Source organism: Aestuariibaculum lutulentum, assembly GCF_032926325.1.
GTDB lineage: Bacteria > Bacteroidota > Bacteroidia > Flavobacteriales > Flavobacteriaceae > Aestuariibaculum > Aestuariibaculum lutulentum.
Map to the genome: position 1 here is coordinate 648,285 of NZ_CP136709.1, position 14,958 is coordinate 663,242.

Annotated in this window: 12 protein-coding genes; 7 read left to right on the forward strand and 5 right to left on the reverse strand. The window is 35.1% G+C overall.

The annotated features are described in order from the left end of the window. Positions 1-10: 10 nt before the first annotated feature. The 6 genes from R1X58_RS02930 (at position 11) to rlmB (ending at position 8,953) form a co-directional block, all read left to right on the forward strand. Positions 11-1,507, forward strand: a complete 1,497-nt coding sequence (locus R1X58_RS02930; protein ID WP_240571858.1) for a SusD/RagB family nutrient-binding outer membrane lipoprotein — start codon at positions 11-13, stop codon at positions 1,505-1,507. A gap of 11 nt (positions 1,508-1,518) precedes the next feature. Next, positions 1,519-2,418, forward strand: a complete 900-nt coding sequence (locus tag R1X58_RS02935; RefSeq protein WP_240571859.1) for a hypothetical protein — start codon at positions 1,519-1,521, stop codon at positions 2,416-2,418. Positions 2,419-2,600: 182 nt separating this feature from the next. Next, complete coding sequence (locus R1X58_RS02940) at positions 2,601-5,900, forward strand: SusC/RagA family TonB-linked outer membrane protein (protein ID WP_240571860.1); 3,300 nt, start codon at positions 2,601-2,603, stop codon at positions 5,898-5,900. Between the two features lie 11 nt (positions 5,901-5,911). Continuing rightward, positions 5,912-7,396, forward strand: a complete 1,485-nt coding sequence (locus R1X58_RS02945) for a RagB/SusD family nutrient uptake outer membrane protein (protein WP_240571861.1) — start codon at positions 5,912-5,914, stop codon at positions 7,394-7,396. Between the two features lie 26 nt (positions 7,397-7,422). After that, positions 7,423-8,145 (forward strand): hypothetical protein, encoded by a 723-nt coding sequence (locus R1X58_RS02950; protein ID WP_240571862.1) that lies wholly within the window; start codon positions 7,423-7,425, stop codon positions 8,143-8,145. A 70-nt stretch (positions 8,146-8,215) separates the two neighbouring features. Beyond that, positions 8,216-8,953 carry a 23S rRNA (guanosine(2251)-2'-O)-methyltransferase RlmB gene (gene rlmB / locus R1X58_RS02955; protein WP_240571863.1) on the forward strand — a complete coding sequence of 246 codons (738 nt, stop codon included), beginning with the start codon at positions 8,216-8,218 and terminating at the stop codon, positions 8,951-8,953. A 1-nt stretch (position 8,954) separates the two neighbouring features. Here rlmB and R1X58_RS02960 read toward each other — a convergent pair whose 3' ends face one another. Beyond that, on the reverse strand, positions 8,955-9,692 hold the full coding sequence (locus R1X58_RS02960) for a rhomboid family intramembrane serine protease (protein WP_240571864.1): 738 nt from the start codon (positions 9,690-9,692) through the stop codon (positions 8,955-8,957). A 183-nt stretch (positions 9,693-9,875) separates the two neighbouring features. Here R1X58_RS02960 and R1X58_RS02965 point away from each other — a divergent pair, with 183 nt between their 5' ends. After that, complete coding sequence (locus tag R1X58_RS02965) at positions 9,876-11,153, forward strand: replication-associated recombination protein A (protein WP_240571865.1); 1,278 nt, start codon at positions 9,876-9,878, stop codon at positions 11,151-11,153. 55 nt (positions 11,154-11,208) lie between these two features. Here the strand turns inward: R1X58_RS02965 and R1X58_RS02970 are convergent, their stop codons facing one another. The 4 genes from R1X58_RS02970 to radC form a co-directional block, all read right to left on the reverse strand. Then, a complete protein-coding gene (locus tag R1X58_RS02970; RefSeq protein WP_240571866.1) occupies positions 11,209-12,060 on the reverse strand; it encodes a hypothetical protein in 852 nt (283 codons plus the stop codon). Between the two features lie 133 nt (positions 12,061-12,193). Next, the gene (locus R1X58_RS02975; RefSeq protein WP_240571867.1) at positions 12,194-12,883 is read right to left on the reverse strand and encodes a YjjG family noncanonical pyrimidine nucleotidase; all 690 of its coding nucleotides are present in this window, start codon (positions 12,881-12,883) and stop codon (positions 12,194-12,196) included. Continuing rightward, the gene (locus R1X58_RS02980; RefSeq protein ID WP_240571868.1) at positions 12,873-14,174 is read right to left on the reverse strand and encodes a polysaccharide deacetylase family protein; all 1,302 of its coding nucleotides are present in this window, start codon (positions 14,172-14,174) and stop codon (positions 12,873-12,875) included. The genes R1X58_RS02975 and R1X58_RS02980 overlap by 11 nt, the downstream gene beginning before the upstream one ends. A gap of 29 nt (positions 14,175-14,203) precedes the next feature. Then, positions 14,204-14,902, reverse strand: coding sequence for a RadC family protein (gene radC / locus R1X58_RS02985; protein WP_240571869.1), 699 nt, complete (start codon positions 14,900-14,902; stop codon positions 14,204-14,206). Between the last annotated feature and the right edge of the window lie 56 nt (positions 14,903-14,958).

The window sequence follows — 14,958 nt, forward strand, 5'->3', positions numbered from 1 at the left end:
AAAAAAAATTATGAAAAATATAAAGATGAAAAAAACAATCATATTCTTGTTCGCATTAGCGTTTCTAAGTGTAAGTTGTGATGATTTCTTAGACGTTAATGACAACCCTAACGATCCTGCTATTTCTACTCCAAGTTTGACATTGCCAGTAGCTCAACAAAGTTTCGTTGCGCTAAATGCAAGAACTATGACAACATTAGGGAACTATTTAGTTGTAAACTGGTCGACTCCTTCAAACTGGTCTGCTAACGCCATTTATTCTAGATACAATTTCACTTCAAGTGACTTTACTACAATTTTTGAAACATCATATGCCGGTATCTTTAAAGATTTAACATATGTAGAAACTTATGAGGATGCTACCGGTGCAGTAGATTACTCATACTACAAAGCAATTTGTAAAATTATCAAAGGATTTCAATATCAATTATTAGTAGATTTATACGGTGATGTTCCTTATACTGAAGCTAATTTAAGAGGCGAAAATACAACACCTGCTTACGATGATGCGGAAACCGTTTACAAATCTGTTATTGAAGATTTAGCTGTTGCTGTAGATTTAATACAAAATGCACCAGACAATGCCGTAGATCCAGGAACTCAAGATATTATCTATGGTGGAGATATGGATCATTGGGTTGAATTTGCTAACACTATCAAACTAAGAATGTTAGTGCGCCTAAGCAATACTGGTCAAGATAGCTATATCACAAACCAAATAGCTTCAATTGATGCAAACGGTGGAGGATACATTACGGGTGATGTTGCTGCTAATCCTGGTTATTCCTCTTCAGCTAACAAACAACAACCTTTCTGGGATTATTATCGTACAGCTGTAACAGGAATTCAAAATAGTAGAGGTGATTATACTGTAGCTTCAGAATACGCTATTACTTATTTAGAAACGACAACAAACGATCCAAGATTATCTCGCTTATACGCCCCAGCTTCTGCGAGCGGAGCATTTAAGGGTACTCAACAAATCACAACACTACCAGGTACCGGATTCACTTCTGAAGATGTTTCTAAAGTTGGTCCAGGTCTTTTAGTAAGTGCAGAGGAAGATCAAGTGGTTATGACTCTAAGTGAAGCGCTATTTATCCAAGCCGAGGCAGTTGTAAGAGGTTATATTTCAGGTGGCGATAGCGTAGCCAGAGACTTATATGAATCGGCAATTGAAGCTTCATTTGATTACTTAGGTGTTACAACAGATGCTGAAGATTACTACGATCAACCTATATTAAACGTTTCTTGGGATAACTCACCAAATAAAATAGAGGCTATTATTACTCAAAAATGGGTTGCTTTAAATGGAACTTCTTCTATCGAATCATGGATTGATTTAACAAGAACTGGATACCCTAGTGGGTTACCAATTCCTGTAGAATCACCAGGAACAAGACCTGTAAGACTATTATATCCTAGTTCTGAAATTGCAAGAAATAGTGATAATGTTCCTGCGCAATCTAGTGACGATGTATTTACTAACTATCCGTTTTGGAAATAAAAAAATTGATGATGAAAAAATATATAAAACATATAAGAACATTTTTAGTTCTGGCTTTAATTAGCAATATGGTTGTTTTAAATTCATGTAATGAAATACTAGACGACTATGAAACTGATTTTGGAAAAGGTCCTGTTTTAGCAACATTTGTTAACACTACAGACGAACTTAACATTATTAAAGATGCTGAAAACACTCCAGTTGATTATGAAATACCAATTACCTTTTATGGAGGAAGAAATGTACCTTTAGATAAAGATTTGGTTCTAACACTTGCAACTAGCACAGAATCTGAATTGCAAGAAGGAGTAGAATTTGAATTACCTACAAAAACATTTACTATTCCTGCTGGAGAGACAACTGTAAATGCTTCGGTTCGAGTATTAACAGAACCTTTAGTTCCTTTTGATTTTAAAGATATTGTACTTGAAATTGTAGAATCTACTGAATCTATAGCTGAGAATAATAAAATTGTTTTAACCGTTAAAGCTCTTGACGCAAACACCTTGGCAGGAACTTATGAAGCCGAAGTTGGTGAATACTGGAACTCTGGAACTTACAGAAGTAGTTATGCAGGATCTACTTATGTAATCGCAGCAATAGCTCCTGGTCTTTACAGACACGAAGGAATTGCATTCTGGCCAGACGATAATGATTTTTATTTTACAGTAGACGAAGCTACAGGAGTAATAACTGTTTTACCGCAGGATCCTGAAGGTGAAGACACCTTATTGAATGGTTCACCAATCATGACTTGTGCTGGTGGTCAATTCGAAATGGTTACTTGTGATGAAACTACAAATAAAAGAACATTAAGTCCAGATGGTCATCACATTGTTGAATTAACCGTTGGTTACTTCAGAGGTGCAGGTGCAACAAGAGAATTTTTACAAAAATTAGTTCGATTGTAATAATATAATTAAAACAAACCTCAGAAGGTCGTATAAATTAATTTATTCGACCTTCTTTTTTTTAAAAATATTCCACAATAACAACAAAGACAAATATTTATATCGATTTTTAACAGCTTCTTACTTGTTTTATTAAGATTTTATTAAGATTTTTGGTTTTGACTAATTCAAATAATTATAAAATGAAAACAAAGTTTAGTGGAATTCTAACGCTACTATTAGCGTTTGTTGTGCAATTATCTTTTGCACAGGAAAAGACAATTTCAGGAACGGTATCAGATGAAACTGGTTTACCTTTACCTGGAACTACAGTCTTAGTTAAAGGAACTTCTTCTGGGGTTTCTTCAGATTTCGATGGTAATTATGCAATTAAAGCAAGTCAAGGTGCTACTTTGATATTCAGCTTTGTTGGATATACAAGCCAAGAAATTGTGGTTGGGTCTTCAAATACAATTAATGTAACCATGACAGAAGATGCAGCAAAATTAGAAGAAGTTTTAATTGTAGGTTATGGAACTTCAACCAAACAATCTTTTGCTGGTACAGCAACAACGGTTACCAGTGAAAATTTAGAAATAAAAAACGTTTCCAATTTATCTCAAGCCTTAGCAGGTGAGGTAGCGGGCGTTACAGTTATTAATACATCCGGACAACCAGGAACGACTTCTACAATAAGAATTCGAGGTTTTGGTTCTGTAAACGGAAACCGTAATCCATTATACGTAGTAGATGGTGTCCCTTTAATTTCATCTGATAGAGATTCTGATGGTAACACCTACTCTTCTGGAGTACTTAACTCCATAAATCCATCAGATATAGAAAGCACCACTGTATTAAAAGATGCTACAGCTACTGCTATCTATGGTTCCAGAGGGGCTAACGGGGTTATTTTAATAACAACAAAAAACGGTTCTCGTAAAGACACCTATATTGAGGCAGAAGTTAAGTCAGGTATTAATACACAAATAATTCCTCGTTATAACGTTATTAAATCTCCTGAAGAATATATTGGTTATGCTTGGGAAGGATTATATAATAGAGCTGTTATTTCTGGGCAAGCTGATCCTGTAAGCTACACAAATGCAAATTTTTTTGGTGCAGGTTATTTAGATCCAGGTTACAATATGTGGAATGTTGATACTCCAGGTCAATTAATAGACCCGGCCACACATAAAGTTCGCGAAGGTGTAACCAGACGTTACACTCCGATGTTATATTCTGACGCCGCTTTTGACTCTGGATATCGTAATGAAGGTAGCTTACGTATGGGAGGCGGAAATGACAAATCTAAGTACTATTTTTCTTTAGGTTATTTAAATGATGACGGCTATGCTATAAATACGGGGTATGATAGATATACTTCCAGATTAAACCTTGATTCAGATATTAAAGACTGGCTTAACGTTGGAGCCAATATTAGCTATGCTTATGCTGAAAGTAAAAATAATGGACAAACGGTTGGTTCTGAAAACTTATTCGAATTTGCAGATAAAATGGCTCCAATCTTTCCTGTTTATTTAAGAGATGATAATTACCAATTAGTAAACGACCCAATATTTGGTGGATATGTTTACGATTTTGGTAATATATCTGGTTATAGAGCTAGAAACAATGCTGACGGTTTAAACCCTATAGGTACAGCTTCTTATGATAAAGTTGGATTTAAAAGACATGAGGTTTCAGGAAATTTTTCAATGAACATTAAATTCACTGAGGATTTAACTTTTGAGACTCGTTATGGAATGCAATATTCTATAGAACGCTATCACAATTATGGAAACCCTTTTTACGGAGGCTCATCTACCGGTGAGAATCCAGGTAGCTTATTTGCCAGAGACCGCGAAAGAATATCTAGTAACTTTTTACAATTACTACGTTACAAAAAACAGTTTGGGGATCATTCATTTGAAGTTTTAGGAGCTCATGAATCTCAAGAATATACATTAAAGCAAACATCTCAATCAAAAGCTCTAGTTGTTGTAGATGGTTTATTAGAATTAGATAACTTTTTATTCAACTTAAGCCCTCCAAGTGGCTTTAGCGAAGGAACAACTTTAGAATCATACTTTTCACAAATCAATTATGATTATAAAGACAAATATTACCTAACAGCATCTATACGTACAGATGGTTCTTCTAGATTTATTAACGATAAATGGGGAACGTTTGGTTCAGTTGGAGCTGCCTGGGTAGCATCTAATGAAGATTTTCTTAAAAGTGATTTCTTAACTTTCTTAAAGTTAAAGACTTCTTATGGAATTACCGGTGATCAGGATGGAATTTCATACTATGATGGTTATGACACATATAACACATCTAACGTTGGAGGAATTGCAATTTCACCTGCTGATAACGGTAACCCTGATTTAACTTGGGAAACATCAAAAATGTTCCAGGCCGGACTTGAATTCTCTTTAGGCACATTCTTAGATGGAAATATTGATTATTATCAAAAACGTACGGTAGATCAATTTTTCGATCGTCGCGTAGGTCCTTCTGCTGGTATTGCTATAATAAAAGTAAACGATGGAGAGTTAACCAATCAAGGTTTAGAATTTGACCTTACTACTCATTTAGTAGATACTAAAAATTTCAAATTAAACTTAGGCTTTAATGGAGAAATCTTAGCTAATAAATTAACAGCAATGCCTATCGATCCTGCAACTGGTGCCCCTAAATATTTAGATAATTCAGCCACTTATTACGGTTATTCAGAAGGACGTTCTATTTTCGATTTTTACATGAGAGAATGGGCTGGTGTTGATCCTGCGGATGGTAGTCCTATGTGGTACCAATACTATGATGACAAAAATGACAATGGCATTTTAGATTCTGGAGAAGGTGATTTTTCTGTTGTTGATGGAGACGAACCTAACCAAACAGGCTCGATTGTAGAATATGAAAAAAGAGTTGCAGATGCAAACATCAAAAAAACAACGACACATACTTATGCTGATGCAACACAAGTGTATGTTAACAAAAGTGCTATCCCAGACCTTAGAGGTGCATTTAGATTAGGAGCTAGTTTAAAAAATTGGACTTTCTCAACACAATTTACATATAGTATTGGAGGATGGGCGTACGATGCGCAATATGGTGAGTTAATGAGTGACCGTTTTGGTACTCTGGGAAACAACTACCACTCTGACATTGCTGATAGATGGATGCAACCAGGAGATATTACAAATGTTCCTAGGCTTTCTGATGGTTACGATCAAAACAGTACAGCAACATCTACTCGTTTTTTAACAAAAACCGATTATATAGCACTAAACAACGCTATGATTGGGTATAACTTCCCTCAAAAATTCCTTGCTGATTCTGGAATTAGTAGTGTTAATATTTGGGCATCTGGAGACAATTTATTTGTTAAATCTGCACGTGAAGGATTTAATCCTACAACAAGCGAAACTGGTAATACGGGTCGTAGATTATATGCTCCTTTAACAACATTCACAATGGGTGTTCGAGTTAAATTTTAAAAAAAATGACAATGAAAAATATAATAAAATATGCATTAGCTGCAGCATCATTAATTGTTAATTATAGCTGTAGTGAAGAATTTTTAGAACAAGAACCTTCTAGAGTAATTAACACAGACCAAATTGCAGATGCCGCATCTAAAAATCCAGATGTAATTCGTGGGACAATGACAGGGATTTATGCCCTTATGTTTGAAACAGGCACTGGAGGCACCACCGGACATGACGATTTCGGTCAAAAAGGTTATGATATTTTTGCTGATATGTTATCCAGCGACATGGCTCTTTCCGTAAGTACTTATGGTTGGTACAGAGCAAGTATTACAGAGTATCAATGTACGCAAGACTATACATATACAGACAACTATCAGGTATGGCGTTATTACTATCGTATTATTAGATCTGCAAACACAGTAATCGATGCATTAGGAGGTAATGATATTGTTCCTGATTTAGATGAAAACAAATATATCATGGGTCAAGCAAAAGCGATAAGAGCTCATTCTTATTTCTATCTAGCACAATACTTTCAAAAAACTTATGATCCTAGCGAAGAAATTTTACCTGTATACGATGATTTATTAGATCAAAATGGGCCAAAGATTCTTGCTTCCGAAATTTACAGCTTAATTGAAGGTGATTTGGTATCTGCTATATCATTATTAAATGGATATCAAAGAGCCAGCAAAATTGAAATTAATCAAGATGTTGCCAAAGGTATTTTAGCATACGTCTATGGAGCAATGGGACAAAACGATAAAGTAAAAACTTTGACAGGAGAAATAATTTCAGGTGGAGCATTTACACTTATGAATGAAGAAGAAGTTTTAGGCGGATTTAATGACGTAAACACACCTGGCTGGATGTGGGGAGCTGACATTACTATAGATTCTGGATTAGACCTTGTTTCTTGGTGGGGACAAATGGACTACTTTTCTTATAGTTATGCAGCTTATGGCGATTATAAAGTTATCGACAAAGCATTATATGATGCCATCCCTGCTGATGATGTAAGAAAAGGCCAATTTTACGATAATACAGCTTCAGCTAGATACCTACAACCTAACTTCAAATTTTATGACGCCAGTAGGGTTCCTTTCGGAGCAGCAACCTCTGTTGTGGCTGACTACATTTATATGAGAGTTGCAGAGATGTATTTATTAAATGCCGAAGCTTCTGCTAAAGAAGGTGCGGAAGGGGATGCTAAAACTAGCTTAAAAGCCATTTTAACACATAGATTACCAGACGTTTCTTATGTAGATGCTTTGTCTGGAGCTGCTTTATTAGACGAAATAAAACTTCAAACGAGAATAGAACTATGGGGGGAAGGAAAAAGTTATTTATCTATGAAAAGAAATAAAGAAACCAGAACTCGAGGAACAAATCACTTGTCATTTGTAGGGGTTCCTATTTCTTATGATGATGAAAGAATGACATTCGAAATCCCTGAATCAGAAATTCAAAATAACCCGTTTATTAGTACTCAAAATAACTAGTACTTTATAAACTTAAATTTTAAATTATGAAAAAACTAGCATATATATTAATGATGCTTATAACAGGAGCATCACTACAAAACTGTGAAGACACTTATTTACCACCGGAACTGAAATATATTACCTTCGCAAAAACAGCTTATTCTACGGGAGTTGATGTAGGAGGCACGACAACTTTAGATGTTACAGTATATACAGGTAGTATCGCTGGCTCTGACAAGACTTTTAATATAATTGTTGATGGTTCAGGAGCCGCAGATGGTTCCTATGAAGTCCCTTCAACAGTTACTATTCCTAAAGGCACCAATGAAGGGGTTATAGCAGTAACATTATCTGATAACAATTTAGGGATAGGTGTTAATAATCTTGTTATTGATATTGAAAATGACGGTATAAATTCTGTTGGTAATTCTACCACTGTATCATATATTCAAAACTGTACTGAAGTTTCAGGATCTTTAGCTATTACTTTTGATGGGTATGGTAGTGAAACCTCTTGGGAAATAACAGATGCTCTTGGAGGTGTTGTTGTTTCTGGAGGAGGTTATGCTGATGGGCAAGTTTCTGCGACTGAAAGCATAACACTTTGTTCTGGTAGAGATTACACTTTCACTATCAAAGATGTTTATGGTGATGGTTTAAGTTATCCCGCTAACGGGACTTATACCCTTACTATTGATGGAACTGTAAAGGCTTCTGGTGGGGGAGATTTTGGGTCTAGTGAATCAACTGATTTTGACACCAATTAAAATTTCAACAGTTATAAAGTAATTAAAAAACCACTTCAAATGTGAAGTGGTTTTTTTATACCTTTGCGCCATGCAAGAACAAACACAAATATTTGGTATCAGAGCCATTATAGAAGCTATAAATGCTGGCGAAACAATTGATAAAGTATTCCTTCAAAAAGGATTAAAAGGTGACTTGTTTACCGAACTAGAATCTGTACTTCGCAAGAATGCTGTTAATTCGTCGTATGTTCCTGTTGAAAAATTAAACCGCCTTACCAAAGGAAACCACCAAGGTGCTGTTGCACAAATATCACCAATCGCTTTTTACGATTTAGAGGACTTAGTTTTGCAGGTAACCGAATCGGGAAAAACACCTTTATTTCTTTTATTGGATCAATTAAGTGATGTACGTAATTTTGGAGCCATTATCCGTACGGCTGAATGTACTGGTGTTAACGGTATTATCATTCAGAAAAAAGGTGGTGCCCCAGTAAATGGCGACACCATTAAAACCAGTGCTGGTGCTGTATTTAAAATTCCTATTTGTAAAGTAGATCACATTAAAGATGCTGTGTTCTATATGCAGGCTTCAGGTATTAAAGTCGTTGCGGCAACCGAAAAAACTGATGCCACCCTTTACGATGTAGATTTTACAGAACCATGTGCCATTATTATGGGATCGGAAGATCGTGGTATTAATCCGTCTACATTAAAAGTTGTGGATGCTAAAGCTAAACTACCTTTATTAGGAGAAATAGGTTCTTTAAATGTTTCTGTGGCTTGTGGTGCCTTCTTATACGAAGCCGTAAGACAACGTTTAAAATAAGCTAATCGTCATTCTCTTTATACTCTTTATATGAGTATCGAATTATTATAGATTCCTCCTCCTCTATTTCCGGTTCGAGGTTTTCTATAAAGTTTCCGTTTTCATCAAAATGTTTTAAAAACGGATCGTCATCTTCGTTATAATCGGGTTGTTCCCAAACGTATTTTTTAGGTTTGGCAATAGACTTTTTAAAAATAAAAGCAAATAATAAACCTGTTATTAACCCGGCAAGATGTCCTTCCCACGAAATCCCTTTTTCTATAGGCAAGGTATACCAAATCATACTACCGTAAAGAAAAACCACTAAAAGCGATAAAGCAATTAATCGGTAGTATTTGGCAAAAACCCCCTTAAAGAATATAAAGCTTACCAAAACATAAATGAGTCCACTGGCTCCAATATGATATGAGGGTCTGCCTATGAACCAGGTTAAAAATCCCGATACGAGAATACCGTAACCAATCACTTTCCATGCAATTGGCCGATAGAAATAAAACAAGGCAGAACTTAGCACAAGTAAGGGTACCGAATTATGAGCAAGATGTTTTATGCTTCCATGTATAAACGGACTAAACAAAACACCTCTTAATCCTTTTAAGGTCTGCGGATAAATTCCGAATTTACTCAGTCGCAATCCAAATCGAACATCTGCCCAAAACATAACCCAAATTATAAGCACAAAAAATATGGGGTATGCAATAACGCTTGTTGAAAAGTGGAAATGTCTATGCTGCTTCATAGGACTAAATATAGCAAATTGTTAACCAATTTTATCGGTAATGCTAAATTGGCAGATAACTTGCGTGAGGTATTGTAGCGGCATCCTTTTTTGAAATTTCAAAAAATATATAGAGAAAAAACCAACTTTGCTTTTTTGCAAGGGCACGCCAATAACTTAAAAAATTGCTTTAATTTTACAGCTATGAATGAACCATTAGCAGAGCGTTTAAGACCAAAAACTTTAGAGGACTACGTTAGCCAGACTCATCTGGTTGGCGAGCATGGTGTTTTAACCAACCAGATTAAACAAGGCTTGATTCCTTCAATGATTTTTTGGGGACCTCCGGGTATTGGAAAAACTACACTGGCTAATATTATTGCGTCGGAATCTGGCCGACCGTTTTACACCTTAAGTGCTATTAGTTCTGGTGTTAAAGATGTTCGTGAGGTTATTGATAAAGCTAAACAAAGCGGCGGGTTGTTTACAACGAAAAACCCAATTTTGTTTATTGATGAGATTCATCGATTTAGTAAATCGCAACAAGATTCGTTATTACAAGCTGTTGAAAAAGGCTGGGTAACCTTAATTGGGGCGACTACCGAAAATCCTAGTTTCGAGGTTATTTCTGCGCTATTATCGCGCTGTCAGGTTTATATTTTAAAACCTTTTGAAAAAACCGATTTAGAAACGCTTTTACAGCGTGCCATTAAGGAAGACACCTATTTGTCTCAAAAGAACATTACACTTAAAGAAACCAGTGCCCTTTTAAAACTTTCTGGTGGAGATGCCAGAAAACTGCTCAATATTTTTGAACTGATAGTTAACTCTGAAGAATCGGATAATATTATCATTACAGATGACGACGTGTTGCAAAAAATTCAAAACAACACCGTTCGTTACGATAAAACCGGGGACCAGCATTACGATATTATTTCGGCATTTATTAAATCGATTCGAGGTAGTGATCCTAACGGTGCTGTGTATTGGTTAGCACGTATGATTGAAGGCGGAGAGGATGTAAAATTTATTGCCAGACGCTTGTTAATATCAGCCAGTGAAGATATTGGAAATGCCAACCCAACAGCTTTAGTTATTGCGAATAATACATTTCAGGCTGTATCTACAATTGGGTATCCGGAATCACGAATTATTTTAAGTCAGTGTGCCACCTATTTAGCGTGTTCTCCTAAAAGCAATGCTGCTTATATGGCTATTGGTAAAGCGCAGCAACTGGTCAAACAAACCGGTGATTTATCGGTGCCTTTAGATATTAGAAATGCGCCTACCAAACTTATGAAAGAGCTGGGTTATGGTGATAATTACATGTACGCACATAATTACGAAAACAACTTTGCACCTCAGGAGTTTTTACCGGATGAAATTAAAAACACAAAACTTTACGACCCAGGTAATAATGCGAGAGAAAATGCACATCGTGACTTTTTAAAACAGAGATGGAAAGATAAATACGGGTATTAGACCAATAAAAAAAAGGGAACCAATTGGTTCCCTTTTTTTTATTTTATAATTTGAATTAGAACTTAATATTAAGTTCTTTCTGTTTTGTACCTTCTGAAGTGTTGTACTCAATAATCCAGGCATCTCCCTTTTTATAGATAATGGCATTTTCTCCATTAACCATAAATAAATTAGGTTGAGCCGTTTTAGTGATTTTGTAAACCACTTTAGGAGTCGCATCTACCAACTGATAGCCGTTGTCAATTTCCTGAGCGTACAACACACTACTCATTACTTCTTTTACTTCGGCTTCAACAACCTTTTCATCTTTAACTTGCTCTACTTTTTCAACAGCAACAACAGGAACTACAGTTGCTGCCGCAGCTTTTTCTGCTTCTTTAGCTTTTAAAGTTTCAAGTTCTTGTTTTAACTGTTGAATTTCCTGTTCTGTACTTGTTGCAGCCACAGTAGTTTGAGTCGCAATAGCTTCACTTGGCTGATAGGTATAATTTAAAGCCTCAATATCGGTAAACGCATCTCTTAATGCTTCGGTGTAGGCTCTGTTAAAATCTTTTTCACGGCTCTCCCCTAACTTTGTAGTAAACACAACGGCATCATTGCAATCTTTTAATTCAACTGTCAGTTTAGTTTTAAACAAACCTGAATCTTTCAAAGCATCAGACTTTAAAGCTAAACAACGGTTTTTAACTAAATCGTCAGGATAAGTTTCACCTTCCATTAAAGCTTTAAATCCGTATTTTTCAAATAAGAATTTAGTTAGCGAATTTAACTGATACTGATCTTTTTCTTTTAGAAAGTCGTATTTATTAGGAACGATAACATATTTATAAGCGTTTAAATTTGCCTGAGCAAACACACTACCCGCCACTAAACACATTATTAAGAGTGATAAAAATTTAGTTTTCATTGTTGTAATATCTGTTAATTTGAAATTATAAATGTTGTGAGCATTATTTTTTTATGATTGAGTAAATATACGTTTTGTTATTTATTTCTATTTTCTGAAACGTAAAAAATCTTAAAATCGCATACCCTATAATTTACAAATACTTTTTCAACTCTATCAAGTGATTTACCTGTTTTATATGAGCTTCTACTTCCTGATTGAATTCATTAAAATAAATAACATCCATACCAATACTCATAGCACCAAGTATATCGGCTTCAAATCCATCGCCTATCATGATACTTTTTTCAATTGATGTATTTGCCTTTTCTATGGCATGTTGAAAAATTTTAGGGTTAGGCTTTTTAACTCCTACCGTTTCTCCATTTGTGACCGTTTTAAAAAAGTGACTAATGTTAGACTTCATTAATTTTTTAGTCTGAACCTCTTCAAATCCATTTGAAAGAATATGTAAATTATATTGACCTGATAGGTACTCTAAGATTTCAACCGTGTTTTCAAACAGAAAATTATGATCGGTTAAATAGGTAATATAATCTTCTGCTAATTGATGAATAATTACTTCTGCGACAACCATATTTAACGCCGAAAATGTATCATTCAACCTTCCGAAGCGCATAAAAGCCTTATCGACTTTTTCATCGCGATACAATTTCCAGTATTGTAGGTTAATCGCTTTGTAATGTGTTAAAAACTCCTGTAAATCGACTTCAACCTTGTTCAGCTTTAAAATCTTATCAAAAGCGAGTTCTGAGTTTTTGTCAAAATCCCATAAAGTATGGTCTAAATCGAAAAATATATCTGTAATTCCGTTAATTTTCATTTGGCGAATCTAAAACAATATTAAATAATTCTTTAAAGCCTTTCCAACGCTCGACATCACTAAACGTGTAATTATGAAAAACAGGAATAAATTCACCATTTACCCGTTTAACCTGTTTAATAATTTCATTTAGGGCTTTCTTCTTATCTAATAACGAATGTTGTTTAAGTAAGGTATAATCCATCACATGATATGAATTAATTTTTAATGGCGTCTGTACCTCGTAATCTAAATCGTAAAACAAAAACGGTGTACAGGTTCCGGCACGAAATCCCATGTAATTTACATATCCCATAGTGTAATCTTCCAGAATTTCATACTCTATTAGGTTTCTATAAGACTCCGGAAGATTTAATTTTGAAAACGACTGGCGAGATGCTTTTAAAGGCACATTTAAAATATCTTCCATACGCATCTTTTCTTTTTTTAAAACCTCAGCATTTTCAAGAGCAAAATAAGATGCTTTTAACCCAACATAACAATAATCAGCAACATGCTTTATTAGAGAAATAAAATGTTTACTGTTTGGGTTTGTGCCTTTGTCGAATGTTGAAAAATCACCAAGTAAAAAAAAGAACAAAAACTTATAATTGCTTTGCTTTTGTTTGTTGATGATATATTTAAACGTATCGTAAGGGTCGTGTTGCAACCCGAAGATTACCATAAACCTGATGTAAAGTGTTTTAAATTTCAGCTGAAATAATTCCTTTAATGTCCCGCCAACACCGCGCATGACGCCCTTCAACTTAAAATGATAAGCTGTAGGTACATCTATAATTGGTTTGATGCTATACTCGCGTTTTGGAAATTTAAAATCTTCAAACTGTTTTTGAAGCGCATCTCTGAATTTATATGCCCAGATATCAACCACCGGTTGTTCTAAAAATCCGTTTTTGTAAGCGATACTTTCTGTAGCTAGAAAGCGTCCGTATTGATCTTTTACATGCGGTAAATACTCTTCATATCTCGACAACAAATAAAATGAAGCCGCAAAAATATCGAAAGGAATCGCACTTTTATCTCCTGCCGAAAAGAAACCTTTGGTATCTTCCCAGGTGTGTACATTGACATCAATATCGCTTAATCCCTGCTCGAATAAAATATCGTGGCTTCTTATAAAAAACTCATTGCCCAACTGCTGTTTGGTATAAGACATTTTTAGACTACCATGTGCAATGAAGCTTTCTATCTGAGTTGTGAAATCGACCTCAACTCCTAAAATACGGGTACATATATGCTTAAAAACATACTTTAAACGTGGTGATATTTTATGGGTATAAACTAACAGCATATGGTATAACGAGAAGTATTTATGCTAAATTACAGAATTCCCTCGTCTGCGAAACTAAAGTATGCATTTTCTGTTATAATAAGATGATCTAACACTTTAATATCTAAACTTTGTGCTGCCCCTTTTAACTTTAATGTAATTTGCTTGTCGGCTTCACTAGGCTTTAATGTTCCCGATGGATGATTGTGAGCTAATATTAACCCTGTTGCTCCAACCTCCAAAGCTGTTTTTAGTACAAGTCGAACATCGACTAAAGTTCCGGTAATACCACCTTTGCTTAACTGATTCTTTTGAATAACTTTATTAGAATTATTCAAATAGATAATCCAGAATTCTTCGTGTTGTAATTCTCCAATAACGGGTTGCATAAGCTCAAATACCGACAGACTTGAAGATATTTGCTTTTTTTCTAAAGCCTCCTCACCTCGTCTTCGTCGTCCTAATTCCAACGCTGCAGCAATAGTAATAGCTTTAGCTTCTCCAATGCCTTTAAATTGCATTAATTGTTTCACCGTCAGCTTTCCTAAAGCACTTAAATTATTATCAACACTGGCCAGAATGCGTTTACATAAGGCCACTGCACTTTCTTCCCGATTTCCTGAACCTATTAAAATAGCAACTAACTCGGCATCACTCAAAGCCGACTTTCCTTTGTATAACAATTTTTCGCGAGGCTGATCGTCCTGACTCCAGTTCTTTATAGAAAATGATGTTGATTTTTCGTGCATACAGTAAATATAAATATTGTAAATTTATATTTCAACATTTGAACCACTGAAAATCA

Coding starts and splice junctions, on each gene's coding strand:
- rlmB (WP_240571863.1), top strand. CDS start 8,216: ATGCAAGAACAAACACAAATATTTGGTATCAGAGCCATTATAGAAGCT.
- R1X58_RS02960 (WP_240571864.1), bottom strand. CDS start 9,692: ATGAAGCAGCATAGACATTTCCACTTTTCAACAAGCGTTATTGCATAC.
- R1X58_RS02975 (WP_240571867.1), bottom strand. CDS start 12,883: ATGAAAATTAACGGAATTACAGATATATTTTTCGATTTAGACCATACT.
- R1X58_RS02965 (WP_240571865.1), top strand. CDS start 9,876: ATGAATGAACCATTAGCAGAGCGTTTAAGACCAAAAACTTTAGAGGAC.
- R1X58_RS02940 (WP_240571860.1), top strand. CDS start 2,601: ATGAAAACAAAGTTTAGTGGAATTCTAACGCTACTATTAGCGTTTGTT.
- R1X58_RS02945 (WP_240571861.1), top strand. CDS start 5,912: ATGAAAAATATAATAAAATATGCATTAGCTGCAGCATCATTAATTGTT.
- R1X58_RS02980 (WP_240571868.1), bottom strand. CDS start 14,174: ATGCTGTTAGTTTATACCCATAAAATATCACCACGTTTAAAGTATGTT.
- R1X58_RS02935 (WP_240571859.1), top strand. CDS start 1,519: ATGAAAAAATATATAAAACATATAAGAACATTTTTAGTTCTGGCTTTA.
- radC (WP_240571869.1), bottom strand. CDS start 14,902: ATGCACGAAAAATCAACATCATTTTCTATAAAGAACTGGAGTCAGGAC.
- R1X58_RS02970 (WP_240571866.1), bottom strand. CDS start 12,060: ATGAAAACTAAATTTTTATCACTCTTAATAATGTGTTTAGTGGCGGGT.
- R1X58_RS02930 (WP_240571858.1), top strand. CDS start 11: ATGAAAAATATAAAGATGAAAAAAACAATCATATTCTTGTTCGCATTA.
- R1X58_RS02950 (WP_240571862.1), top strand. CDS start 7,423: ATGAAAAAACTAGCATATATATTAATGATGCTTATAACAGGAGCATCA.